We start from the raw sequence: 25,581 nt of genomic DNA on the forward strand, positions 1-25,581 counted from the left end.
ATCGAAGATGAAGTCCGCGCGGCTGAAGGTTACGTCATCACGCTGGCTCTTGTCCCACACCGGAATGTGCGGCGCGATGTTCTGACCGACGAGCCATCCGAGGAACTTGCCGGTGCCCTATCCGCGCGCTCTTCGCCGAAAAAGCACACTGGGCGAACTGCCGTTCTGGCCCTTCCCCGCCGGCCACACCAGGCAGGCGCCGCAGGCGGAGATGTTTGAGCCGGTGGGGACGAGCGACTGGCAAGAAAGATGCAGAAAGAGTTTTCTCCTCCGTAAAGGGGGGCCGCGCTTCCGCGCCGGTTCCAAAATCTTTTGCTCTTCGATCCGTCCCCTCTTCCGTCTTGACTAGTGCCATCCGACTGCCTATCTGACCGCCATGTTAGCACTCGCCTCTGGTGAGTGCTAACACTCTCTCCGGCAACGGAGCACCGTTCAACATCCGAACCAGGGACTCCAAAAATGGCAAAGTCGAATTTCCGCCCGCTTCATGACCGCGTGGTCGTTCGCCGGGTCGAATCCGAAGCGAAGACCGCCGGCGGGATCATCATCCCGGATACCGCCAAGGAAAAGCCGCAGGAAGGCGAGATCATCGCCGTTGGTTCCGGCGCCCGCGACGAAGCCGGCAAGCTGGTCCCGCTGGACGTCAAGGCGGGCGACCGTATCCTGTTCGGCAAGTGGTCGGGCACCGAAGTCAAGCTCAATGGCGAAGACCTTCTGATCATGAAGGAATCCGACATCATGGGCATCATCGGCTGACACGCCGCCGCCTTTCATCCGCACCATCCAATCTGAATTCGGGCGAAATGCCCAGGAGTAAAAATGGCCAAAGACGTAAAATTCTCCCGTGATGCCCGCGAGCGCATGCTTCACGGCATCAACATCCTCGCCGACGCGGTGAAGGTCACGCTCGGTCCCAAGGGCCGTAACGTCGTTATCGACAAGTCGTTCGGCGCCCCGCGCATCACCAAGGACGGCGTCACCGTCGCCAAGGAAATCGAGCTTGAAGACAAGTTCGAAAACATGGGCGCGCAGATGGTCCGCGAAGTTGCTTCGAAGACCAACGACATCGCCGGCGACGGCACCACGACCGCGACCGTTCTGGCGCAGTCGATCGTCCAGGAAGGCCACAAGGCGGTTGCCGCCGGCATGAACCCGATGGACCTGAAGCGCGGCATCGATCTGGCCGTGACCGAAGTCGTCGCTCACCTCGTCAAGAACGCCAAGAAGATCAAGACCTCGGAAGAAGTTGCCCAGGTCGGCACGATCGCCGGCAATGGCGACGCTTCGGTCGGCTCGATGATCGCGGAAGCGATGCAGAAGGTCGGCAATGAAGGCGTCATCACCGTCGAGGAAGCCAAGACCGCCGAGACCGAACTCGAAGTCGTCGAAGGCATGCAGTTCGACCGCGGCTATCTCTCGCCCTACTTCGTCACCAACGCCGACAAGATGGTTGCGGATCTGGAAGACGCTTACATTCTCCTCCACGAGAAGAAGCTCTCCAACCTGCAGGCCATGCTGCCGATCCTCGAGGCTGTCGTGCAGACCTCGAAGCCGCTGGTCATCATCTCGGAAGACGTCGAAGGCGAGGCTCTGGCCACGCTCGTCGTCAACAAGCTGCGTGGCGGCCTGAAGATCGCCGCCGTCAAGGCGCCGGGCTTCGGTGATCGCCGCAAGGCCATGCTGGAAGACATCGCCATCCTCACCGGTGGCCAGGTCATCTCGGAAGACCTCGGCATCAAGCTCGAGAACGTCGGCCTCAACATGCTCGGCCGCGCCAAGAAGGTGTCGATCTCCAAGGAGAACACCACCATCGTCGACGGCGCCGGCAAGAAGGCCGAGATCCAGGGCCGCGTTGCCCAGATCAAGCAGCAGATCGAGGAGACCACCTCGGACTACGACAAGGAGAAGCTGCAGGAACGTCTGGCGAAGCTGGCCGGCGGCGTTGCCGTGATCCGCGTCGGCGGTGCGACCGAGATCGAAGTCAAGGAAAAGAAGGACCGCGTCGATGACGCCCTCAACGCGACCCGTGCGGCCGTCGAAGAAGGCATCGTTCCCGGCGGCGGCGTCGCCCTGCTGCGCGCTTCGCTGAGCATCAAGGCAACCGGCGCTAACTCCGACCAGACCGCCGGCATCAACATCGTGCGTCGTGCTCTGCAGGCTCCGGCCCGCCAGATCGCTGCCAACGCCGGTGCGGAAGCTTCGATCGTTGCCGGCAAGATCCTCGACAACAAGGATGCAACCTTCGGCTACAACGCCCAGACCGGCGAATATGGCGACATGATCGCCATGGGCATCGTCGACCCAATGAAGGTTGTGCGCACCGCTCTCCAGGACGCGGCCTCGGTCGCCGGCCTGCTGGTCACCACCGAAGCCATGATCGCGGAGGCTCCCAAGAAGGAGTCGGCTGGCGGCGGCATGCCGGGTGGTATGCCCGGCGGTGGCATGGGCGGCATGGGCGGTATGGATTTCTAATCCAGCCATTGCCTCGCATTCACGGAAAGGGCGGCAGCAGTGCCGCCCTTTTTCTTTGGGCGAACCTTTTTGCCCACAGGGGCCGGCGTCCTCTAGAATGCGGAGGGGCAGGCCCGATCACGGGCATCATATGGCGGCACTTTCATGGCGGACACCAATGACTGAATTCATTCTGTTCGCCATAGGCGGCTTTCTTGCCCAAGCGGTGGACGGCGCGCTCGGCATGGCCTACGGCGCGGTCTCGTCGACGGTGCGGCTTTCGTTCGGCGTTCCGCCACCACGCTATCACGCCTGATCTGCGAGCATGGCGATCAGCCACAATTACAAGCCCATGCTCGACGAGACGGGATCACTTCTCCCCGATATCTCGTGCTCAATGCGCTCGGGGCGGCGGACGGCATGTCGGTCGGCATCATCGCGTGCATGCTGGCGCTGGAATCGAGCGCGGTGATACCTCTGGTCGGATGGAACAGGCTTGCCAGCTCGGCTCCGCGACGAACGCCAGGTGCAGTTCACCTTTGCGTCGCCGGCCGGGCGCTGCTTACCCAGTGCAACTCGGCTTGGCGACACGCTGATCGAGCTCTCGCGAATGAGCCTTGCTGAGATCAAAGCCTCACCCGGCAGATCCTGGTGTTGCGCGACGCGTGCCGGTCACAACTCCTTTGCGTGCTCTTTTACTGCCAAATCGATCGCCTGGTTCAGAGGCACCGCCTTGGAGAACAGGAAGCCCTGAGCGGTTCTGCAGCCAAGCTTGAGCAGAGTTTGCCGATCCGCCTCTGTTTCGACGCCCTCGGACATGACGTCGATCCCGAGCGTCCTGCCAAGATCGATGACCGTTTTGACAAGCAGCCGGTCCTCTCGGGACTTGGCCAAGCCGCGAATGAAGCCTTGGTCTATTTTCACCTTGCGTATCCGGCTGTCCTTGAGCGATGCCAAGGTGGAAAAGCCGGTGCCGAAGTCATCGAGCGCGATGGAAATGCCGGCATGTGAAAGCCGTCCGAGCTTTTCATCCACCCTGTCCGGGTCCACCGGGGATTCTTCAGTAATCTCGATTTCGAACATCGTTGCAGGGAGATCTTTTGCCGCCAGACCATCCAGAACCATGTCGTCGATATCGCCGGCTTCTAGTTCGCGCGGTGATACATTCATCGCCACACGAAGATCACGACAGTCAGCTTTCACCATGCCGTCGATAAGTGCACAACAGTCAGCGAAGACCGTTTGGGTCAGCAGCTGAAGCATTCCGGTTTGGCGTGCGGCTGTGACGATTTCGGGTGGAGAGATAGAACCATGAATCGGATGGGACCACCTTAGCAAGGCTTCAAAACCGACCACGGCCTCGGTGTCGAGTTTCACGATGGGCTGGAACCAGGGTGCCAAGCTTCTCGTCTTTATCGCTGAATGAAGGTCGCGTTCGATGGACTGGCGGCGTTGCAGTTCCCTGTCGAGGTCGGCATCGAACAGGCAAAACTCGTTCCTGCCACGACGCTTGGCTGTGTAAAGGGCGATATCCGCCCGCAACAACATTTCTGTCAGTCCCGGGCTCTCCGCCAAGTATATTCCTATCGATGCCCCGACCCGGACGGACGCGACCTCAGGATAGGGTCGGGCAATTTTGGCTATGATATTGGAGGCGAGATCACTGGCAGAAAGCGAATCCCCCAGTGAGGGAAAAAACAGCACGAATTCATCGCCGCCGATTCGGGCGAGCGTTGAACCTTCCGGCACTTCCTGCTCTATCCGGCGGGCGATCCTGACAAGCAGATCATCACCGGTCCTGTGACCGTACGTATCGTTGACGGATTTGAACCCGTCTAGATCAATCAGCATTGCAACGAAGGGGCCGTCTGCAGTCTCGAACCGACCGATAGCGTGTTCGAGGCCACGCCTGTTGAGAAGGGCCGTCAGGTGGTCCTGCCTGGAATTGGCCTCCATTTCGGCCGCAAGCCGCTCGGCCTCATGCCTTAGGCGGCTCGCTTCGCGGAAGCGCGCTTGTCCAACAAACGCGGCTCGAACCAGGCCGCCCAGGAAGAGCAGAACGGCGAAAGAAAGAACGTACCCTTCAAAGTTGCCTTTCGCCAGCAAGCACCCCGCTGTGATGAGGAGCGGGGGTGTGATGAAGTTGGTCGCTGCCGCGGCATATGAACTGCCGTATGTAACAGCACCAGCTGAGATGCCTGCCAGAATAATCAGATGCAGCGCTGCGTGAGGTGTCGTGTATCCAACCGTAAGGACGGCTAGGAACGACCAGGCAAACCCTGCCAGAAGAGCAAGGATGCCAAACCAGCGAAGCCGCGGCGAAATCCCTGTCAGATCGTCCTGGCGTCCCGTTTGCTTTAGCTGATAACGGGCGAGTGCAAGGCGGCCGACATTTATCGCATTGATGACCAGGAACCAGATCGCGGCGCCAGAGCCACCGCCAGAAAGGGCCTGCACCGTCAAAATAAGGCTTGAGAGGACGGTGCTGATCGGCATTGACACGAAGAGACCAGCCCTCAGGTCAGCAAGCTGATCCTGACGGATTTTGGCCTCCAGCGTGTCTTCTTTCTTCAGGTCCATGGACGGGCTAGCTAGCTTCCCAGGTTTCTTCGCAGCGCAAGCCTATGCAAGCCCACTGAAGGACGGGTTAACTAATAGCGTGGTAACTGGTGCGGCGGCTCGTATGCCTCATCTTAACATTGCCGGCTGATCATTGAGGTCTTGCCCGCGCCGCGCGTGATCCGCATCATTCCGAGCATTCGCAACGACACATGGACGCAGCATTGCTAACGGCAGGAGTCGAGACTGTCTGTGATTTCATCGCCTAAGCATGGCCGAAATGCCATGGCGGACAAAGGGAAGATTTTGCGCAAGGCGAAGCCCCGCGTGTCTTGCAAGCCGAGCCGCCGGGTGCTCGCCTGAGTAGAGTCCGACGAGGATGTTCGTAGCATGATAGAGCGGTGCCGCCGACCGGCGCAGGCAGCTTTCGTATCTGTGGAGCATGTCGGGATCGGCAATGTCGCGCCGGTCGCGACATGCTGTCAGGATTCTATGGGCGAGTTGCTTCTGGCCACTGAGGGCGATGTTAAAGCCATGCGCGGTCACCGGGTGCATGCCAATGGCGGCGTCGCCGATGAGTGCGGCGCTCGGTGCCCAGAACTTATGCGCCCACGTCGTGACCAGCGGATAGCTATGGCGGGTGCTTGCCAAGGTCATTTCTCCGAGGCGCCCTCGACATCGGTTCGTCAATTCCATCAGGAACAAATCGTCGTCTAGAGCAAGCAGTCTATCGGCCTCGTTTAACGGCAAAGTGAGTAGCAGCGACGACACGCCTTCCATGAGCGGCAACATCGCTATCGTCTGATGGTGATCGAACCATTCGACTGCGATCTGCTGATGGACGCGCTCGTGCCTTACCCGGCAAATCAGCATGGCCTTGCCGAGCCGATTGATATCGGCGCCGATGCCGAGCAGGTCGCGCGTGGCGGAAAAACGCGAGTCCGCTGCAACGAGAAGCCGAGCGGTCAATTGCCTGCCATCGGAGAGCGTTATGACTGCTCCTTTGTGGCTGTTTGTTGCACCGACGACCGAGTGGCCGCATATCAGCCGGGCATGATCCTGCAACCGGATGATCTTGAACAGGGCATCGCGGATGCGACAATTTGGGACCAGAAACCCGAGTGGTTCCCCAGATCCCCTGGGAGGATCGAAACACAGCGCGAAAGGGCTCGATCCGTTGAGCACGCGCGCGCCTTGCAGTGGTGATTTGTGCGAAGCGGGGATGGCATCCCAGGCGCCGACCCCGCGAAGGATTCTAATCGAGGCGTAGGTCAGCGCGATCTCGCGACCGTCGAAAGCTGGACTCGCCAGCCGTTCCAAGGACTGCTGTTCAACAACTGCCACCTTCAGATCGCTCTGCCCCAGCGACGCGGCGAAGGAAAGACCGACCGGCCCGCCTCCGACGATAACGATGTCGAAACTCTCGTCGGAGCCGGCCATCAGGGTGCCGCCATCGCGTCGGCTATCTGCGTGAGATGCCGGTGGAGTTGAGCCGCAAACTGTGGACGGATTGCGCGGGGTTCCAGTGCCCGCCGCGTCGCCTCAAGCCACTGTGCATGAACGTCCGCATAAATCGGCAACGAAGGATGCAGTCCTATCAAACACGGACGCAGCTGATCGCACCAGTCTTTGGGTCCGCCCAGCCAGCGCCATGCCCCCCTGTTGGCAGGGCCGGTCTCAATCCGGTCGTGGCACTCGAAAACCAGGGCACGGATCGCTGGGCCGCGCCCGAGATGAGGGAAAATGCTATCCGAGACGTTTCTTGGCTGCATCTTGTCGGCATTCTTGAGTTGATAAGAGGGCTATCCATGCGGCGACAGCGCCGAATTCAGCTTTCCAGCAGCCACACTTGCATCGAGCCTTTCGCCCGATTGTTCCAAAGAAAGTATGGCAGGGCGATTAGCCTGCAGTCGGAAACGACGGGCGGCGCATTCCTGTACAGGCTGTCTCCCCAGCCTTGGTCTACGACGCGCTTCGCGGGGGCGGTGAGCGTGACCACGCCATCGAAGAGGTCGCCCCGCCCCTCCGTTTCGATCCAGGCGTCTCGCGGCAATTTAAGCTGCTGCACTCGCCCCCCCGGGATTGTCTACGTGTTCGACGCAATAGACCAACGGTCCGCGCTTGAGCGCCACCCGGCCGATGTCCTGACTGACCTTGGGATGAGCATAGATGCGCTCGGGAGGCATCGGCAGCTCGAGGGTGATCGTGTCTCCGGCATTCCATAGCCGCGAGATCGAAAGATAGCCGTTGCTGGTGCATGCCTCCACGTCGATGGGATGTCCCTCGACCGAGGCTTCGGTTTCGTGCGCCCATCCGGGAATGCGAAGCTTCACGGCGAACTCGGCCGGGGCGTCAGGGCTGACCTCGATCCTGATCGAGCCGAACCATGGATAGGCGCTGGTTTCCCGCAGGAACACATTTCCCGTAGCAAGCCGGATGTTCGTCGAAATGCCGCCATAGAGATGGAAGGCGATTGCGTCTTCGCTGGCCGACACGAAATAGCCTCCGACCGAAGCGATGAGACGCGACGAATTCATCGTGCAGCATGGGCATGTGTGCCAGGCCCATCGGCTGTGTCGCCCATCGCTGTCCAGCGGATTGGAGTAAAAATAGTGCTCGCCATCGCGCGACAGGCCGGTCAGCGCGCCGTTGAACAACGCCTGTTCCATTACGTCGGCATAGCGGCCGTCGAGATCGAGATGCAGCATCCGATGCGCCCAGAAGATCAGCGCTACCGAGGCGCAGGTCTCCGCATAGGCCGTATCGTTCGGCAGGTCGTGGTCTTCAGTAAAGCCTTCATTCGCGGCAGCCGAACCCAAGCCGGAGGTGATGTAGATCTTCGAGGTCATGACATCGGCCCAGAGCACCTCGCATGCTTTCTTGAGGCCGTCGTCGTTCAGTTCCGCCGCGAGGTCGGCCATTGCGGAAAACATGTACATCGCCCGAACGGCATGGCCGACCACCTTGGTCTGCTCGCGCACTGGCCTGTGCGATTGGTTGTACTCATACCTCTTCGCCCAGAACTCACTAGGGTTCTCCCCGCGCGCGACCGCTTCCTGATCGAAGTAGTGCGGCTGGCGGCCGCGCTCGTTGATGAAATAGGCCGCGAGTTCGAGATGCTTTCTCGCTCCCGTCAAGCGATAGAGCTTAACGAGGGCAAGCTCGATCTCCTGATGGCCGCAATAGCCGTGCTTCTGGCCGGGGTTCGGACCGAACGTCTTGCGCACATGGTCGACATAGCGCTCAAGGATGTCAAGGAGCCGGCGCCGGCCCGTCGCGAGGAAGTAGGCGATGCCGCCCTCGAGCAGATGTCCCAGATTGTAGAGTTCGTGATAGTCGCGCAGGTTGGTCCAGCGCTTGTCCGGCTCGCGCTGCAGGTGCCAGCAGTTCAGATAACCGTCGGCAGCCTGTGCATTTTCGAGATCGTCGACGATCTTTTCGATCCTGGCCTCGATGTCGGCGTCGGGCCTGTGTGACAGCGCATAGGATGCCGCCTCGATCCACTTGCCGGCGTCGGAATCCCAGAACACCTGCACGAAATTGTGCTGATTGGGCGCGGAGCTCAGCGGCGGCGGGTTCGGCAGTGTCAGGGACTGCAGGATACCGTGCTTGCCAAGCTGGACGTGCTGGGTGGGGACGGTCCGCGTCAGCACAGTCTCAAGCCGCTCGCGCCAGAATTGCCCCTCCAGCGCGACATCGACGAACTGAACCGGCTCGAACTCGTTCATTGGAACGCATCCGTTCCTGCAATGAAGTGCATTGGCGTGCTCACGGCTTCGACGATGCCCGCACGACCAGTGAACACGGCCGACGCCTGACGCACGCGCTCGGCGATCATCTCCAGCACGCTGTCACCAGCGTCGCGTCCGAGCGCGTTCAGGTTCTCATCGAGGCTGGCCAGCCGCGGCCGCGTCGCAAGCACCATCAAGTCCCAGTTGTTAAATCCGACGATGGCCACGTCGACAGGTGCTGCCAGGCCAATCTCGCGCAGCGTGTCGCACGCGCCGCCGGCGATCTGATCGTTGCCGCAGAAGATCGCGTTCGGCGTTTGCGGTCCCGAGAACAATCTGGCCGCCGTGTCGCGCCCCAACGCCTCGGCTGACTTTTGGCTTTGGCCGTTCTTCGTGTCGGTCTTGATCCAGACCGGTCGCCGAGGTGTTGGGCGGCGCGATCCATTGAAGGAACCGACCACTATCATGAAAAGATCCAAAAACCGCCAAAACGCTGATGGTGACGACTAAACTGTCCGTTAGACATGCGTTCTCCCTTGAAAGGCTAGCCGACGAAGCCACGCCGATGAGGAGATAACCTTGATCTGGATCAGCCAGACACGACAAATCCGGGCGACGCAGTCCTTCGAGCGACAGGGCTTTTCACAAATCTACGTCAAGCGCGGCTTAGCTAAGCTAGCTGTGGAGCCTCAGCACTTTGTACCCGAACAAGCCGTCTCGGCTGACGACCGGCATCCGCTCAGTCGTCGGCACAGCGATCTGGGTCAGCGTTCCGGCTTGTCGTCCCGGTCGATGAGGATGCGCTCGGCAGCCCCGTGAAGATCCTCATATTGACCACTCCTCAAGGCCCACAGAAAGCCGGACAGCCCCAGCGCGCCAAGGAACAGAGCTGCTGGTATGAGGTAGACGAGCGTCGTCATGACGGCTGCACCGATGCGCGAATGCCCGAACGCGTTGCCGAGGGAGCCCCCGTCACCTCGGCGAGCACAAAACCCTGCAGGCGCAACGCATTTCCGATGACAAGTAGCGATGAAGCAGACATCGCGATTGCCGCGATCAGCGGCGTGACGTGCCCCAGAATGGCGATTGGCACAGCAATGGTGTTGTAGACGATCGCGATGGCGATGTTCTGACGGATCAGCCGGCCGGCCTTCCGTGAGACGTCCAGGGCAAGGGGTACGGCCAAAAGGCTTTCGCGCAGGAACACGAAGTCCGCGGCGTTGCGGCCAATATCGGCAGCGGTGGCCGGCGCGATCGAGACATGTGCTGCCCCCAGCGCAGGCGTGTCGTTCAGGCCGTCGCCAACCATTAGAACCTTGTGGCCAGCTCTCGCCAGGGTCTCGATGCGTTCGACCTTGCCGGATGGCAGCAGGCACGGAACGAAGTCGCCGACACCCAGCATTTTTGCAACTTCACCGCAGGCGCCTGCGGTATCGCCCGACAGCATCTCCATGGACACCCGGGCATCGTTCAACTGCACGATGGCTGCCCTTGCGTCGGCACGCAGTGCGTCCTCGAAAACGAAGGACGCGACAATGATCCCGTCTTTCGTCAGGACCGTTCCGCCATAGCCATGCTTTCCTTCGCCGCCGGTCCGGGCCTTCCATCCAGCCCATCCGCGTCGGCCCAGCCGCCAGATGCTCCCAGCGACAGTGGCTTCGATCCCGAATCCTGGATGCTCGCTGACAGCATCGAATTTGTCCTGCCCGCCGGAAGCGGCAAAGCCGGCTATGGCCTTTGAAAATGGGTGACGCGAGTGCGCGGCCATGTCTGCCGCCATTGCCAGCATGGCCGGATCGATCGAGGCCGCATTGACGAGACGGGGCTGACCGAGCGTAAGTGTTCCGGTCTTGTCGAACACAGCCGTGTCGATCGTTGCCAGGCGCTCCATGGCCGAGCCGTCCTTGACCATGATGCCGTTCTCGAACAGGCGCCGCGCGGCGACCACCTGCACGATCGGCACGGCGAGGCCGAGCGCACACGGGCATGTGATGATGAGGACGGCGATGGCGATCGTCATCGCCCTGTGCCAGTCGCCAGTCGCCGCCATCCAGCCCGCGAACGTTACGAAGGCGGCAAGGTGAACCACTGGCGCATAAAGCGCTGAAACGCGGTCGGCAATCCGGCGATAATGCGCGCGACCGCCCTCGGCGGCTTCCATCAGCCGAACCATTTCTTCCAGGAAGGAATCTTTTGCGGCGGCTGTCGCCTGGACGGTCAGCGGGCCGGTGAGATTGAGAATGCCGGCCTGTACCGCCTCCCCTGACGCCACGGTTCTGGGAGTGCTCTCACCGGAAACCAGCGAACAGTCGAGATCCGAAGATCCCCGAATGATCTTGCCGTCGACGGGAATCCTTTCGCCGGCAGCGATCAGCAGCTGCATGCCAGGTTCGATCTCGCCAACCGGCAGATAGTCGCGCGCGCCATCGCCGTGCAGCACCATGGCGCCACGCGCCGCCAGCTGCGACAGGCCTTTCACGGCGGTTCGGGCTCGTTCTCGCATCACGTGGTCGAGCGTGCGGCCGATCAACAGGAAGAACAGCAAGGATACCGACGCGTCGAAATAGGCGTGGTCGCCATGGTTGATGGTCTCGTAAAGGCTCATGGCATAGGCGAGCGACACCCCGACCGCGATGGGCACATCCATGTTCATGCGGCCGTGGCGTAGCGCATTCCACCCCGAACGGAAGAAGATGCCGCCGGCGAAGGCAAGTGCGGGAATGGCGATTAGTGCCGAGACCCAGTGGAACAGATCGCGGGTCGCGCCTTCGGCGCCCGACCAGACCGACACCGAAAGCAGCATGATGTTGCCGGCCGCAAAGCCGGCAACCGCGACGGCGCGGATCAGCTCCGACAGCGTCTTGTCCTTGCCGTAAGCCTCGGGTTCGAACAGGCGTGCGTCATAGCCCAGCCGTCCAAGTGTGGCGACGAATGGCGGAACCTCGTCGCCGCGCCACCGGACCGAAACCCGTTTCGTCGACAGGTTGACGCGGGCGCCCTCGACCCGGTCCAGCTTTCCAAGCGCCGTTTCGATCGCCCGGATGCAGGCTGCACAATGAACCGCCGGTACTGAAAGATCGGTCTGATACAGGTCGCCGCCCAGCGAACGGCTCGCCAGTTTGACTTCTTGGCTCGACGGCAAAACGGATGCGGCGCCAGCGACATCCAGCGCCATTTCGGCGCCCGGTGCACAGCAGCTCATTGCAACGCACCTTGGGAAATGATGATACGGTGAACTTCCCGATAGGGCTCCGCGAGACCGGCGTCGGCATCGACTTCGACGATCCAGACGCCGTCCTTGGGCGTGTGGTACGCAGCAAATTCCTGATCCGTTGCGAGAGTTAAAATGATGGACTTGTCCTCGGCCTCATAGGCAGGATGACGGAACAGGACGCTGACGCCGTGCAACGGGACCAGCTTGCCGGCGGCGTCGCTGAGGCTGTAACGGACTTCGCCCGCCGCGATCGTCAGTTTGCCAGTCCAGCCGAGCGCGGCCTGCGCGCGCCCTTCCTCGGCCCTCCTGTTGAATTGCTGGCTGGCCACATAGGTGTTTTCGACGACGAGGCCGGTCCAACTCGTGTTGGCGAGTGTCGCCATGGTCAGATTGACGCCGATGACCACAGCGAAAAAGGCGAGAATGGTGACCAACATATGCCCGCCGGTGAATTCGCGGGATTTCTGCGGATTGGCGCTCATCTGACGATCTCCGGTGCGTTGAAAGTGGCCGTGTATTCGTCCGACTCGAAGCTCGCCTTGTCTTCGACCCGGAATTTGAATGTTTGCGCTTGGCCCTTGATCTGTTCCGCCGGCTGGCGAACGAAAACCTTCAGCATCTTCAGCCGGTCGGGTTCGACCGGAATGGCAAAGGAGCGATCCGCAGGCAGGTCGTCGATCCCGACGACGCTCATCTCGGCCTCCGGCAGGCCCTGCATGGTGACGACGATCGTCCTGGGCTCGGGGATCATGTTGAGCAGCTTGACGGTGTAGCCATTGCGGATCGAACCGTCGGACAACACGACGAACTGCGGATTGCGGTCGTGCAGAACGTTGACCTCGAGCCGGTCGCGCGTCAGAAGCGAATAGAACAGGGTGAGACCGACCGCCGACCACGCACCTATGTAGACGGACGTGCGCGGCCTGAAGATCTTCCGAATGTGGAAATGGGCCAACCTGTCGGCGAAAGCGCCGTCGGCAGTGCGCACCAGCGAAGGCTTCACCGTGCTGGAGCCGCCCCCGGTCGCCACCGCCATGTTGGCGTTGTAGTCGGACAGCGTCGCATAGGAGATCAGCCCGCGCTCCTTGCCGAGCTTGGCCATGACGCTGTCGCAGGCGTCGATACAGAGCGCGCAAGTGATGCATTCGAGCTGCTGGCCGTCGCGAATGTCGATCCCCATCGGGCAGACCGCGACACAGGTGTTGCAATCGACGCAGTCTCCGACCAGCTGCCCAGCGGCCTGAACCTTCTTGGCGTGACGCGAACGAGGTTCGCCGCGCCAATCATTGTAGGTCACCGTGAGAGAATTCTCGTCGAGCATGGCCGCCTGAATGCGCGGCCACGGGCACATATAGGTGCAGACCTGCTCGCGCATCAGTCCACCGAATGTGTAGGTAGTCGCCGTCAGCACGGCGATGGTGATGTAGCCGACGGGTGCGGCGGTGCCGGTGAAGACTTCGCCGATCAGCTTTGGCGCGTCGGCGAAATAGTAGATCCAGGCCCCCCCGGTCGCCGTCCCTATGACCAGCCATATGGCGTGTTTCGATACGCGCAGCACAAGCTTGCGCGCTGTCCAGGGTCCGGCGTCGAGTTTCATGCGCGCGTTGCGATCTCCTTCGATCGCGCGCTCGACGACCAGAAACAGGTCGACCCATACGGTCTGCGGGCAGGTATAGCCGCACCAGGCCCGACCAACTGTGGAGGTGACCAGGAAAAGGCCAATGCCGGCCATGACCAGCAGGCCAGCCACGTAGTAGAATTCCTGCGGCCAGATTTCGATGAAGAAAAAGTAGAAGCGGCGGTTGGCAAGATCGACCAGCACGGCCTGATCAGGCGCGAACGGCCCTCGATCCCACCGCAGCCAGGGCGACAAGTAGTAAATGCCCAGCGTGATTGCCATCACCAACCACTTGAAGCGGCGAAAGCTGCCTGAAGCGCGCTTCGGGAATACCTTCTTGTGCGGGGCATAAAGCGGCTGACGGGCCTTGGCGGAGTTGACCGATTCGGCTTCGAGCCGTTCAATTTGCGTGTTTTCAAGCACGAGAAGCTCCAGTCACCGGCGACGATTTCGCGGCGGAAGCCCGACCGATCGGTTCTGGCTGATGGCCACGTTGAGCACGCTTTGCCGCATGGCGAATTGCACCGCGTTGATGCAAGTCATTCGCCGGATGCCGGAATGGTGTCGAGGCCCGGCGCAAGCCGGCCCCGTCGCTTGGCGGGGAGGGCCGAGAATAGGCTTCCGTTCCTATTCTCCGCCGCCAAGCGAATGGACATAGACTGCGAGTTCTTTGACCTTGGTCTCGCCGAGACGCCCGATCCAGGCCGGCATGACGCCGTGCTTCGGCGCGTGGACCTGCGCAGCAATAGCCGTCTCGCCCGGTCCATAGAGCCAGATCGCGTCGGTCAGGTCGGGCGCGCCGAGTTCCCTGTTGCCCTTTGCTGTGTCGCCATGACAGGCGACGCAATTTTCCGCGAAAACCTTGGCGCCGGGCTCGATCAGACTTGCGTCCCGGACCAGGCCGGACAGGCTGGCAACGTAGGCGCTGACCTGTGCGATCTGGTCCGCCGTGATGATGTCGCCAAAAGCCGGCATTTCCGACAGGCGCGTATCCGGGTCTGACGCGAAGCGGATGCCGTGGGTGATCGTCTGCTGGATCTGCTCAGCGCTGCCGCCCCACAGCCAATCGTCGTCGTTGAGGTTTGGAAAACCTTTGGAGCCTTGCGCGCCGGAGCCATGGCACTGCACGCAATTGACCCTGAATGCCGCACCGCCGGCAGCGACGGCGAACTCGCGCAATGCGTCGTCGGCAGCAATCTCCGAGGCGGTTTTCGATTCCACCGCTGCGACATATTTGGCCTTGGCGGCTTCGGCGGCCGCCAGTTCATTCTTGACGTGGTTGCGGCTCGAATAGCCGAGCACACCTCTGGTCGCGGAAGTAAGCATTGGCCATGCGGGATAGGCGATGGTGTAGCCGATCGCCCAGACAATGGTGATGTAAAATGTCGTGACCCACCAGCGCGGAAGTGGGTTGTTGAGCTCCCGGATGCCATCCCACTCATGGCCGGTCGTTGAGATGCCCGAGACCTCGTCGATGTGCTCGCTGCTCATGGTCAATCGTCCTTGAGAGGAATGCGAGCGGCTTCGTCAGCTTGCCGGCGGCCGCCAGGGCGAAGCGCGAAGGCAACGCATCCGACAAAGAACAGCGCCATGGCGAGCAGGCCCCAGCTGTCGGCGAATTCCCGCATCAAATTGTAGCCCACGATCACACTCCTCAGCGGTAGCCGGCGGCCTCGTCGTAGTTCTTGAAATCCACCAATGTGCCAAGCATCTGCAGATAGGCGACGAGGGCATCCATTTCGGTGACCTGATGCGGATTGCTGTCGAAGTCGCCGACCTTGGCTTTTGGATAGCGCGTCTCGAGGCCCGAACTATCGGCGTTCGGGTCGGCCTGTGCCATCAGATCGGCGTTGGCGTGCGCGATCATGTCGTCGGTGTAGGGGACGCCGACGCGCGCGTTGGCAACCAGATGGGTCGAGAAGTCCTTCACGTCGATCGGCGCGTCTTTGAGGAACGCGTAGCTCGGCATGATCGATTCCGGCACGACCGAGCGCGGATCGGCAAGATGCTGTACGTGCCATTCGTTGGAGTAGCGGTCGCCAACCCGGGCGAGGTCCGGTCCGGTGCGTTTCGATCCCCACTGGAAAGGGTGATCGTACATCGACTCGGCCGCCAGACTGTAGTGCCCATAGCGCTCGACCTCGTCGCGGAACGGTCTGATCATCTGGCTGTGGCAGAGGTAGCAGCCCTCGCGCACATAGATATTTCGTCCAGCAAGTTCGAGCGGCGAATAGGGCCGCATGCCTTCGACCTTCTCGATCGTATTGTCGAGATAGAAGAGCGGCGCGATCTCGACGATGCCGCCGACCGTCACCACCAGAAGGGAGCCAACGAGAAGAAGCGTGGCGTTCTTCTCGATGATGGCGTGTTTGTCCATCAAGCCCATTTTCTGGCTCCTGATCGCGCACGCTGGAGGGCGGGGATGGAGCCCGGCATCGGATCCTCCTCGCGTTGGTAGCCAAAGATGGTCATGGCGATGTTCCAGGCCATGATAAGGGCGCCGGACAGATACATCGCGCCGCCGATGGCACGCATGATGTAGTAGGGATGCATGGCGGCGACGGTTTCGGCGAAGGAGTAGATCAGGAAGCCCTGCTCGTCATATTCGCGCCACATCAGGCCTTGCATGACGCCGGAGACCCACATCACCGCCGCATAAAGGACGATTCCGAGCGTCGCCAGCCAGAAGTGCCAGTTGACCAGCCGCAGTGAATAGAGCCGCTCGCGGTTCCACAGCTTCGGCACCATGAAATAGATCGCGCCGAACGAGATCATGCCAACCCAGCCAAGCGCGCCGGAGTGGACGTGCCCGATCGTCCAGTCGGTATAGTGCGACAGCGAGTTGACCGTCTTGATCGCCATCATCGGGCCTTCGAAGGTCGACATGCCATAGAAGGCGATGGCCATCACCATCATGCGGATGATCGGATCCGTGCGCAGCTTGTCCCAGGCGCCGGACAGCGTCATCAGGCCGTTGATCATGCCGCCCCAGGAGGGCATCCAGAGCATGATCGAAAACACCATGCCAAGCGTCTGCGCCCAGTCGGGCAGAGCGGTGTAATGCAGGTGATGCGGACCAGCCCAGATATAGAGGAAGATCAGCGCCCAGAAGTGGATGATCGACAGGCGGTAGGAATAAACGGGGCGGTTCGCCTGCTTGGGCACGAAATAATACATCATGCCGAGAAAGCCGGCGGTCAGAAAGAAGCCGACGGCATTGTGGCCGTACCACCACTGCGTCAGGGCGTCCTGTACGCCGGAGAAGGCGGAATAGCTTTTTGAGCCAACGAACGAGACGGGCATCGACAGATTGTTGATCACATGCAGCATCGCGATGGTCACGATGAACGACAGATAGAACCAGTTGGCGACGTAGATATGCGGTTCCTTGCGCTTCAGGATCGTGCCGAGGAATAGGATGAGATAGGCGACCCAGACGATGGTCAGCCACAGGTCCACATACCATTCGGGTTCGGCATACTCGCGGCTCTCGGTGATTCCGAGCAGGTAGCCTGTCGCAGCCATGACGATGAAAAGCTGGTAACCCCAGAACACGAACCAGGCGAGATCGCCGCCAAACAGCCGGGCGCGGCAGGTGCGCTGCACGACATACAGGGATGTGCAAAGCAGTGCATTGCCCCCGAAAGCAAAAACGACGCCCGACGTATGCAGCGGCCGCAAGCGACCGAAATTGAACCAGGGTTCGATGTTGAGATCCGGATAGGCGAGCTGCAGCGCGATGACCACACCGACCAGCATGCCAACGACCCCCCAGATCACCGTTGCGACGGCCCCGTAGCGTATCGGCCCATCCATGTAATCGGCGGGGTGGATCGGAACTGCTGGCTTGAACTCCGTGTTGCGCAACAGGATCGCAGTGAAGCCAGCCACGGCGAAGAACAAAACCCACATATGCTGGCGAAAAGGTTCGTCTACGCCGAAGCCGGCAGCCACCAGGGCCGCAAAAGCAAACAGGCTTAGAAGGACGATCTCAGTGCCGAATTTCATCGCAAGTACCGACTCCAATTCCGGCGGACCCAACTCCGCAGTGCATTGATTGCGCAGCCGCCGCCTGCTCGCCCTGATCCATGTCAGATCGCAGGATTTTGCTTCGGGCAGCATCGAGTTCGGTGCGATCAGAAGGTGGCGATTGAACGAGGAAACGCAGCACGGGCCGCCCCGCTCATGGACAAGTCCGGCGTCTGCGGGCCGGCCGGCGTGGAGGCGATTCCGTGTGATGTGATGAAGCGCGCGCACAGGGAAAACTGCAGCTCTGCAATGCTTAGGAAAATATCGCTGATGCGCTGCCCAGCGTCGATCGCCTGAAGTGCCTCGGCACGGCCAACGCAATCCTCCCATTTTTGCGCAAGCGTTCATCAATATGAAGAAACGATCGTCTTTCCCGCCTACGAGGCCGCTGTCGTTGGCGGCGATGCCAGCCTCGCTTCTACCCGGCGGTTGCGCGCCGAACACGTCGAAGACGAGTGCTTTGCTGGTGAGGTGACTGAATTCTGCTAGCGATCGGCCATGGCGAGACGGTGGAGAATGCGGAAGCCGTCGGTTTCATTCTGCGCGGCTTTCTTCGAAGGCTTGCGGCGACACACATCCCTTTCGAACGCGAACAAATCCTGCTGCGGGTCGGAGTAGGCGACGGCCCCGCGCGCTTAGGTCTCATCTAAAGGGCGGTTGCGCCTCGGCCACCGCAGCGCTGCTCCAGCCGGCTGACGCTGTCCACCGTGACATGGCGATTGTTCTCGATCCGGATCACGCCGTCCATTCTCAGTCTGGTCAGCTGGCGGCTCACAGTCTCGTTTGTAAGTCCAAGGAAATCAGAGATGTCGGCACGCGTCAGCGGCAGATCGAAGCACGCCGACCTGGCCGCCGGGCCAACACTGGAATCGATATTCCGGGCGATCATGAGGAGAAAGCTCGCCACCTTCTCCGGTGCGGTCTTGCGCCCCAGAGTCACCATCCATTCGCGTGCCTCGTCGAGTTCGTTCAGCGTCTGCTTGAGCAGGCGATGCTCAAGTTCCGGTGATTCCTTCATCATCCGTTCGATGGCCGCCCTCGGAAACGAGCACAGCGAGACAGCGGTTGCCGCTTCCGCATTGATCGCGCTTTTCACCTTGAAGGGCCGTCCCAGAAAATCCGGTGCGAACTGGAGGCCGACGATTTGCTGGCGGCCGTCCGAAAGGCTCTTCGTCAGCTTCACCACGCCTGAAAGCACGTTTGAATAGCTGTCGACGGCCTCGGCGTCGCCGATCAGTTCGACCCCCGGCTCGATCTTGTGCCGCGACGAAGTCTTGGCGAGCCGCGCCAAATCGTCTGGATCGAGCGCACCGCAGACGCCGCGGTGCCGTACTTCGCAAGGTAGGCAAAGAACGGGAATGCCGGAACTATGAATATCTTGCCGTACTGTCATTCCATCGCTCTACCGATCCCAAGTGCCAGCAGGATAGCAATCGACGGTAGAAAAATCGTTGCGGCAGTTTGTCCGTGCTGGAGGTTGACCGAAATCAGGGCTTTGGCTGTTCGACGCGTCCAGAGTTCCGGCGACTCAAACACGGTGGACCAAGACATGCGACCGGAATTAACTGCCAGATTTGGCGAGAACGTCCCCCGCTACACCAGTTACCCGACCGCGCCGCATTTCCATCCGGGCGTCGATGCGGCGGTCCAGAAAGGCTGGTTGGAGGCCCTCGAAGGCGGTGACGAGATATCGCTTTACCTGCATATTCCCTATTGTGACAGGCTCTGTTGGTTCTGTGCGTGCCATACCAAGCAGACGCGCCACTATGAGCCGGTGACCGCTTATCTGCGCTCGCTACGCGCGGAGATCGCGACGGTTGCCGCCCTTACCAGCGGGAAGGTCTTCGTCCGCGCAATCCACTTCGGCGGCGGCTCGCCGACAATGCTGAAGCCTGAGGATATGGTGGCTCTAGGCGCGTTCATGCGGGACAGCTTTGATTTTGTTCCGAATACGAAAATCAGCATCGAGATCGATCCGAACGATATGGACGAGGCACGCCTTGATGCACTTGCCGAAATCGGCATGACGCGGGCGAGCCTCGGCGTGCAGGATTTCGATCCGAAAGTGCAAAAGGCGATCAACCGCGAACAAAGCTTTTTGCAGACCAAGGCAGTCGTCGACGGAGTTCGTTCCCGCGGCGTCGAGTCCGTCAATCTGGATCTGCTCTACGGCCTGCCGCATCAAACCAGCGAGAGCCTGTGTTCCACCGTCGCGCAAGCGCTCACCCTGGAGCCGGACAGGATGGCGCTGTTCGGCTACGCTCACGTGCCCTGGTTCAAGAAACATCAGACGATGATCGACGAGGCATGGCTCCCCGGTCCCACGGAGCGGTTCGCGCAATCGCAACTCGCCGCGCGGGCGATTTTGGACAAGGGATATGAAGCAATAGGCCTCGACCATTTCGCCAAGCCGGGCGATGCGCTGGCGGTGGCGGCCTGCACAGGGGCCCTGCATCGCAACTTCCAAGGCTACACAGAGGATCGCTGCGAGACGCTGATCGGTGTCGGTCCTTCGTCCATCAGCCGGTTTCGCCAGGGCTACCTGCAGAACAATCCTTCGACCGCTGAGTACGGACGTATGGTCGCCAATGGCGGGCTGGCCGCCGTCCGCGGCATCGCCTTTTCCGACGACGATCGCGTCCGTGGCTGGATCATCGAGCGGCTGATGTGCGATTTCGCCTTCTCGGCGATCCACCTGGTGGAGAGCTTCGGGGAAGCCGGCCAAAAGCTCCTTTTTCAGGCCGGCTCAATCGCTCTTCAGGATCCTGCTCGACTGCTTGAACTCCAAGGCGACAGTTTCGTCGTGCTGGCGGAAAGTCGTCCCTTCGTGAGGAGCATTGCGGCGAAGTTCGACAAATATTTTGAAAGTGGAACGGCCAGGCACTCGGTGGCAGTCTGAGCACCGCAGAGGACCGGTCACGGTTTTCAGTCGATCGTGAACCGATGCGCTACGTTTTGACCATTCATCGGCTACCGTCGCATTGCGGACCAGATACGAAGGTCTTGGGCCATAGGCGTCCGGTCGTGCCTTCCGGCGTCGTCCACCCCACGGCCCGTGCGAGGAGCCGGATCGGGGCATTCTCGGCGCTTCGGTGGATTCCGACGGCTCGCGCTATGGGCTGATCCAGATTCCCGCCGGAGGAAGCAACACACCATTCCACGGCAATCTTGACCTCTACCAAACCCGCTTGACGATCGCCGACGGCCGCGAAGTGTTCGCCAAGGCCGTGGAGATGATGACTGCCTGCTCGCAGGACGCGCTCGCCGCGGCCGGGATGCGGTCGCGGGATATCGATCGGTTCGTTCCGCACCAGGCTAACGCCCGAATTTTCGATGCCGTCGGGAGGAACCTCGGCATTGCCGATCACGCGATCGTCAAGACGATCGCCGAATACGGCAACTCTTCCGCCGCGACGATCCCTCTCTCGCTGTCGCTGGCCCACCAGACGGAGCCGTTTCGGCAGGGCGAGAAAATTCTTCTGGCGGCAGCAGGCGCGGGTCTGAGCGGCGGTGCACTCGTCGTTGGAATCTAGCGGCGGCAACCGGCTGCGTAGAGTTGACCTTGTATGATGGGAAGGGCGCAGGCATTCGAGCGTAGACAGCGAGAATCGCTAAGCTTAGAGAACCCCAGGGTCGGGTGGTCCGAGACATAAGATATGGGAGGCGTCAATGGTCAGCCTAAGCCGGGCTCAGCTCTATGATTTGGTCTGGGCCAAGCCGATGACACAGATCGCCCGTGAACTCGGAGTTCGCGATCAGCATATCGCGCGGGCTTGCGATGCCTACAACATTGCACGGCCGCGAAACGGTCACTGGCAAAAGATCGAGCACGGCAAAGCAGTCCAAACGAAAGGGCTTAGCACCGACAGGTTCGGGGCAGATGAGATTGTCGTCATCGGCCAAGCTCCCGGTGAACACCTGCCGGAGTCAAAGCTGCTGGGGGTACCCCACGCAGATCAACTTGGCGGATCGACAGACGCACGCTCAAGCTGATGTGCCAACTTAAGGCTCAGCTCCAGCCTCTTCGCCGTCAATTGAGGGCAGGCTTATGATGACAGGTAACAAGCGACTGATGAAGGCGAGCGATATCCCCGCCTTCGTTGTGACGCTGATGAAGGCTGGCTGCGATATCTGTGCTGTCGGCGATACTCGCTATGTGCTTGGCGACGTCGAAGAAACGCTGGCGGCGCACGATGAGCTGGAGTGCATAGGCGAAGCGTTTGAAGACCGCGATTCTTTGATACGAGAGATCGTTGCCTGCCTGCTTTCCATCGGTCGGTACCTCGATCCCGGTTCGCCGCCGACGCATTGGTCCGAAAACGAAAAATGGCACAGTAGGGAACACGGGGTTGGGTTCATCCTCGGGACAAAACCGCGCCTGCCCCGCCAACGCGCGGACCGATCGACAACAGCGGTGACGGCGCTTTCCGGCTTGTCCCAACATGGCGAATTGGTCATGCAGCCAGTGAGCCGGCCGTGTTAACTTCGCCGTGTTGCCGGGATCGAGTCAGAGATGCCGGAATGCGGCCGATTACCAGGCAAGTTCCGCTGCGTCTCACGGCGGCGCGGCCCACCGAACGGTTCCCGGGGTCATGTAGACACCGCGCCACGCGTCGCGCCGGTGGCGCGCAGGTATAGTCCTCGGGCTGGCCGGCATGGAGGCGCATATCCGCCCCGGTCGGGTCGATGTCGCTCATCCAGTCGACGACCACCTCAGCCGCGTCGTCCGCAAGCAAAAATGTCAGGTTCATCACGACCGGCCATCTGGGCACGTGGAGGTTTTTCCAAGCAATCAGGCGCTTACTGTGCGCTGAGCGCGCTGGCACGGCTTTTGCACTCTTGATGGTGACTGCACGCAATGGGGCAAGACGAGCAATGCTCTCTCCCCTGAACCCGTGTGCCGTCTCTCTGAGCGGGAACAAGCTCGCGCAGAAAGCAAGCTTTGGAGAGCAACATTGGTGGCATTACAGATCGAGTCCCCGGCTCCTTCGATTAAAGTCGAGAACTGGCTGCGTGGCGAGCCCCTCACGAGCTTTCAGCCCGGCAAAGTGTACATCGTCGAATTTTGGGCAACGTGGTGCGGACCATGTGTGGACGGGATGCCCCATCTGATGCAGCTGCAGGAGAAATACAGGGAGAGCGGAGTTGAGATCGTCGGAGTCGCGGCTTCTGAAGACGCTCCAACGGCCGATGAGGCCCGAAGCAAGTTGGACGCTTGGTTGACTGAAAAGTTCTCGAATCTGAACTATCGGATCGCGTTCGACTCCACGGGCGAAATGGACAAGCTTTGGATGGAGCCCAGCTTTTCTGTCGCGATTCCGACCATGTTCGTGGTCGATCGAGACGGCCACATCGCCTTTATCGGTCATCCGATGGAACTCGATGAGGTCTTGCCGAAGGTGCTTAACGGCAGCTGGCGCGCCAGCGATCAAGCAAAATCGGCCGATACGGACCGGATCGCGGAAGGCGAAACCATAGCGCGCGAACAAGCGCTGAAGAAGCCGATCAATGATAGATTTTGGGCGGCGGTGGAGAAACAGGAGTGGAAGACGGCGCTCTCGGCGATCGAAGAGGGCATCGCCTTGTTGCCGGACAAGCTCGGTTTCCGCCGGTCTCATGTGAATCTGTTGCTTCACAAAATGCGCGACATGCAGGCCGGCTTGCCCGTCATGCGCCAATTCGTTCGCGACGCGATTAACAGAAACTCCGAGAATTGGATGATTGCGGCGCTAGACGAACTCTTCTTTCCGAACTTTGACTATTCGCACTTTCCGTCTGCTGAACGCTTGGCGATGGGAAAACAGCTGTCCGAACACATTCTGGCACTGAATCCCCCAGAAAGCGACCAATGTAAGCTCCTGCCTTATCCGGTGGCGATCGTGTCCCAGGGAGTGGTGTAGCTGACGGCTTGGTCGCCGCGCTCTCCGGCATAGGGCCGGGATGATCAGCGTGCCACGGCTGGCAGGCTGGTGAGAGGATCATCGCTCATTTGGCTGATGGTTTCCAGCGTCATGTAGCGCGCCCGCTGCACGGCCCATTCGTCATTCTGTTCGAGCAGGAGCGCGCCGACGAGGCGGACGATGGCGTCATCGTTGGGGAAGATGCCGACGACCTCGGTGCGCCGCTTGATCTCGCCGTTGAGGCGCTCGATCGGGTTGGTGCTATGCAGCTTGGCGCGGTGCTCTCTGGGGAAGGTCATGTAGGCCAGCACGTCGGGCTCGGCGTCGTCCATGATTGTCGCCAGCTTTGGCACCTTCGGCCGGATCTGGTCGGCGACGGCACGCCATTGCGTGCTTGCGGCTTCTGGCGTCTCCTGGGCAAACGCGGTGGCGATGAAGGCGGAGACGACACGGCGCCCGCTCTTGCCGGCATGGGCCAGCACGTTCCTCATGAAGTGGACGCGGCAGCGTTGCCATGTCGCGCACAGCACCTTGGTGACGGCCGCCCTGATGCCTTCATGGGCATCGGAGACGACGAGCTTGACGCCGCGCAGGCCGCGGCGGGTCAGCTTGCGCAGGAACTCCGTCCAGATCGGCTCGGCCTCAGACGTGCCGACCTCCATGCCCAGCACCTCGCGCCGGCCGTCCGCGTTGACGCCGACGGCGATGATGACGGCGACCGAGACGATGCGGCCGCCGCGGCGCACCTTCAGGTAGGTGGCGTCGATCCACAGGTATGGCCAGTCGCCCTCGATGGGTCTTTCAAGGAACGCTTTGACCTTGCCGTCGATCTCTTCGCACAGCCGGCTGACCTGGCTCTTGGAGATGCCGCTCATGCCCATGGCCTTGACCAGGTCGTCGACCGAGCGGGTCGAGATACCCTGGACGTAGGCCTCCTGGATGACGGCGGTCAGCGCCTTCTCGGCCATGCGCCGCGGTTCGAGGAAACCGGGGAAGTAGGAGCCCTTCCTCAGCTTCGGGATGCGCAGCTCGACGGTGCCGGCGCGCGTCTCCCAGTCGCGATCGCGATAGCCGTTGCGCTGAGCCGTCCGCAGCGGGTTCTTCTCGCCATAGCCGGCGCCGGTGGCGGCGCCCACCTCCAGCTCCATCAGCCGCTCGGCGGCAAAGCCGATCATCTCGCGCAAGATATCGGCGTCGGGGGTCTTCTCCACGAGCGTGCGCAGGTTCATCATGTCGTCGGTCATCGGTGGTTCCTTCGAATCAGGTTGGTGTCAGCAACCCGACCTTACCGGGGAACATCGATGACCGCCGCAAAGCCGCTCGCTCGCTACGGCGCTGTTGAGGGCGCGCTCGCGAGCGGCTTCGCTACCGCCGAGCTACACCACGTCCGGGGACGCGACCCCGGTGGCAGCTCTGTACTATCACGAGAGCGGCAACAAAGATCGGGCGATCGATCTGATCGAGCTGGCACTGAAGTCGCTGGACGGTCCGGAGCTTATCCGGGACGGAGATAAACAGCGCAAAATATCGCATTTGCTGCAGTTCCTGGCCAACTTCAAGGGTGAGAAGGTTTGTTACGGCGCTCTATGTGCGGCTCCAAACAATGGCCGGTTCGACAGGTGGTATACCGTTTGCGGCTGACCGTCAGGTTTATGTGAGGGACAGAATTGGCCGGGCGGACAGCTTTTTGATGCGAACGGTGCAAACCCGCGCCCGGCTTGCGAAATCGCCTGGCCCGATCTTTTGGGCCTATGTCAGAGGGACGGCGGCCCGCTACGATACGCGCCTTCGGCTAGGCAGGCTATGAGCTGAGCTACGTGTTTGTCCGCTTCGAACCGATCGCCAGTCTGGAGCAAGTGCCTCTCGACACCTCCACCACACTGAGGCTTCATGCCGGTAGCGAATGCGATCTTGGCGGCATGGCCATCAACGCACAAGGGATGGCTTGGCTGGCGGCATGCCTTTGGCGATGTGGTGCCGCGCCCACGCATGCCTTCGCCGGCGGTCCAACGGGGAAGGCCTGTCGCACAATCGATACAGGACTTCAATCCCGAACACCGGCGCCATCCTCAACAACTC

19 protein-coding genes and 4 pseudogenes are annotated in these 25,581 nt (G+C 61.0%); 9 read left to right on the forward strand and 14 right to left on the reverse strand.

What is annotated here, in order from left to right; all coding sequences use genetic code 11:
* The first annotated feature begins 459 nt into the window (after nucleotides 1-459).
* The 3 genes and pseudogenes from groES to AC56QX_RS37755 form a co-directional block, all read left to right on the forward strand.
* On the forward strand, nucleotides 460-756 hold the full coding sequence (gene groES, locus AC56QX_RS37745) for a co-chaperone GroES (protein ID WP_023802596.1): 297 nt from the start codon (nucleotides 460-462) through the stop codon (nucleotides 754-756).
* A 63-nt stretch (nucleotides 757-819) separates the two neighbouring features.
* Entirely contained in the window at nucleotides 820-2,472 is a 1,653-nt protein-coding gene (groL, locus tag AC56QX_RS37750; RefSeq protein WP_497118791.1) for a chaperonin GroEL, read from the forward strand.
* 157 nt (nucleotides 2,473-2,629) lie between these two features.
* Nucleotides 2,630-2,764: pseudogene (locus AC56QX_RS37755) on the forward strand (sulfite exporter TauE/SafE family protein); the annotation flags it as partial.
* Nucleotides 2,765-3,123: 359 nt separating this feature from the next.
* On the opposite strand, the gene AC56QX_RS37760 reads toward AC56QX_RS37755, so the two are convergent.
* From AC56QX_RS37760 to AC56QX_RS37820, 13 genes and pseudogenes are all read right to left on the reverse strand, one after another.
* Nucleotides 3,124-5,031 (reverse strand): putative bifunctional diguanylate cyclase/phosphodiesterase, encoded by a 1,908-nt coding sequence (locus AC56QX_RS37760; RefSeq protein WP_497118840.1) that lies wholly within the window; start codon nucleotides 5,029-5,031, stop codon nucleotides 3,124-3,126.
* A gap of 237 nt (nucleotides 5,032-5,268) precedes the next feature.
* Nucleotides 5,269-6,450, reverse strand: a complete 1,182-nt coding sequence (ubiM, locus tag AC56QX_RS37765) for a 5-demethoxyubiquinol-8 5-hydroxylase UbiM (RefSeq protein WP_497118841.1) — start codon at nucleotides 6,448-6,450, stop codon at nucleotides 5,269-5,271.
* 388 nt (nucleotides 6,451-6,838) lie between these two features.
* Nucleotides 6,839-8,738 (reverse strand): annotated as a pseudogene (locus AC56QX_RS37770) (glycoside hydrolase family 127 protein).
* Nucleotides 8,735-9,208 (reverse strand): substrate-binding domain-containing protein, encoded by a 474-nt coding sequence (locus tag AC56QX_RS37775; protein WP_497118842.1) that lies wholly within the window; start codon nucleotides 9,206-9,208, stop codon nucleotides 8,735-8,737. The pseudogene AC56QX_RS37770 and the gene AC56QX_RS37775 overlap by 4 nt, the downstream one beginning before the upstream one ends.
* Before the next feature lie 297 nt (nucleotides 9,209-9,505).
* On the reverse strand, nucleotides 9,506-9,661 hold the full coding sequence (gene ccoS / locus AC56QX_RS37780; protein WP_095496053.1) for a cbb3-type cytochrome oxidase assembly protein CcoS: 156 nt from the start codon (nucleotides 9,659-9,661) through the stop codon (nucleotides 9,506-9,508).
* Nucleotides 9,658-11,943 carry a heavy metal translocating P-type ATPase gene (locus AC56QX_RS37785; RefSeq protein WP_497118843.1) on the reverse strand — a complete coding sequence of 762 codons (2,286 nt, stop codon included), beginning with the start codon at nucleotides 11,941-11,943 and terminating at the stop codon, nucleotides 9,658-9,660. Before AC56QX_RS37785 ends, ccoS begins: the two co-directional genes overlap by 4 nt.
* Nucleotides 11,940-12,437, reverse strand: a complete 498-nt coding sequence (locus AC56QX_RS37790; protein ID WP_497118844.1) for a FixH family protein — start codon at nucleotides 12,435-12,437, stop codon at nucleotides 11,940-11,942. Before AC56QX_RS37790 ends, AC56QX_RS37785 begins: the two co-directional genes overlap by 4 nt.
* The gene (gene ccoG / locus AC56QX_RS37795; protein WP_497118845.1) at nucleotides 12,434-13,996 is read right to left on the reverse strand and encodes a cytochrome c oxidase accessory protein CcoG; all 1,563 of its coding nucleotides are present in this window, start codon (nucleotides 13,994-13,996) and stop codon (nucleotides 12,434-12,436) included. Before ccoG ends, AC56QX_RS37790 begins: the two co-directional genes overlap by 4 nt.
* A 204-nt stretch (nucleotides 13,997-14,200) precedes the next feature.
* The gene (ccoP, locus tag AC56QX_RS37800; RefSeq protein ID WP_497118847.1) at nucleotides 14,201-15,064 is read right to left on the reverse strand and encodes a cytochrome-c oxidase, cbb3-type subunit III; all 864 of its coding nucleotides are present in this window, start codon (nucleotides 15,062-15,064) and stop codon (nucleotides 14,201-14,203) included.
* Nucleotides 15,065-15,066: 2 nt separating this feature from the next.
* Nucleotides 15,067-15,216: a cbb3-type cytochrome c oxidase subunit 3 gene (locus AC56QX_RS37805; protein ID WP_497118848.1), complete on the reverse strand. Its 150-nt coding sequence runs from the start codon at nucleotides 15,214-15,216 to the stop codon at nucleotides 15,067-15,069.
* An 11-nt stretch (nucleotides 15,217-15,227) separates the two neighbouring features.
* The gene (gene ccoO, locus AC56QX_RS37810; RefSeq protein WP_497118849.1) at nucleotides 15,228-15,959 is read right to left on the reverse strand and encodes a cytochrome-c oxidase, cbb3-type subunit II; all 732 of its coding nucleotides are present in this window, start codon (nucleotides 15,957-15,959) and stop codon (nucleotides 15,228-15,230) included.
* The gene (gene ccoN, locus AC56QX_RS37815) at nucleotides 15,950-17,581 is read right to left on the reverse strand and encodes a cytochrome-c oxidase, cbb3-type subunit I (protein WP_497118850.1); all 1,632 of its coding nucleotides are present in this window, start codon (nucleotides 17,579-17,581) and stop codon (nucleotides 15,950-15,952) included. The genes ccoO and ccoN overlap by 10 nt, the downstream gene beginning before the upstream one ends.
* Before the next feature lie 667 nt (nucleotides 17,582-18,248).
* Nucleotides 18,249-18,995 carry a Crp/Fnr family transcriptional regulator gene (locus AC56QX_RS37820; RefSeq protein WP_497118851.1) on the reverse strand — a complete coding sequence of 249 codons (747 nt, stop codon included), beginning with the start codon at nucleotides 18,993-18,995 and terminating at the stop codon, nucleotides 18,249-18,251.
* A gap of 156 nt (nucleotides 18,996-19,151) precedes the next feature.
* On the opposite strand from AC56QX_RS37820, the gene hemN reads away from it, so the two are divergent.
* The 5 genes and pseudogenes from hemN to AC56QX_RS37845 form a co-directional block, all read left to right on the forward strand.
* Entirely contained in the window at nucleotides 19,152-20,501 is a 1,350-nt protein-coding gene (hemN, locus tag AC56QX_RS37825) for an oxygen-independent coproporphyrinogen III oxidase (RefSeq protein ID WP_497118852.1), read from the forward strand.
* A 151-nt stretch (nucleotides 20,502-20,652) separates the two neighbouring features.
* Nucleotides 20,653-21,135 (forward strand): annotated as a pseudogene (bioZ, locus tag AC56QX_RS37830) (3-oxopimeloyl-[acyl-carrier-protein] synthase BioZ); the annotation flags it as partial.
* A gap of 136 nt (nucleotides 21,136-21,271) precedes the next feature.
* The gene (locus AC56QX_RS37835; RefSeq protein ID WP_497118853.1) at nucleotides 21,272-21,595 is read left to right on the forward strand and encodes a hypothetical protein; all 324 of its coding nucleotides are present in this window, start codon (nucleotides 21,272-21,274) and stop codon (nucleotides 21,593-21,595) included.
* A 55-nt stretch (nucleotides 21,596-21,650) separates the two neighbouring features.
* Complete coding sequence (locus AC56QX_RS37840) at nucleotides 21,651-22,085, forward strand: Y4lK-related protein (RefSeq protein ID WP_497118854.1); 435 nt, start codon at nucleotides 21,651-21,653, stop codon at nucleotides 22,083-22,085.
* Between the two features lie 475 nt (nucleotides 22,086-22,560).
* Nucleotides 22,561-23,448 (forward strand): annotated as a pseudogene (locus AC56QX_RS37845) (TlpA disulfide reductase family protein); the annotation flags it as partial.
* 98 nt (nucleotides 23,449-23,546) lie between these two features.
* Here the strand turns inward: AC56QX_RS37845 and AC56QX_RS37850 are convergent.
* Complete coding sequence (locus AC56QX_RS37850) at nucleotides 23,547-24,746, reverse strand: IS256 family transposase (protein WP_497112602.1); 1,200 nt, start codon at nucleotides 24,744-24,746, stop codon at nucleotides 23,547-23,549.
* 160 nt (nucleotides 24,747-24,906) lie between these two features.
* Between AC56QX_RS37850 and AC56QX_RS37855 the strand changes: the two genes are divergently transcribed.
* Complete coding sequence (locus AC56QX_RS37855) at nucleotides 24,907-25,143, forward strand: hypothetical protein (protein WP_497118855.1); 237 nt, start codon at nucleotides 24,907-24,909, stop codon at nucleotides 25,141-25,143.
* Nucleotides 25,144-25,581 lie beyond the last annotated feature (438 nt).

It is taken from the genome of Mesorhizobium sp. RCAM 06353, from assembly GCF_059683585.1.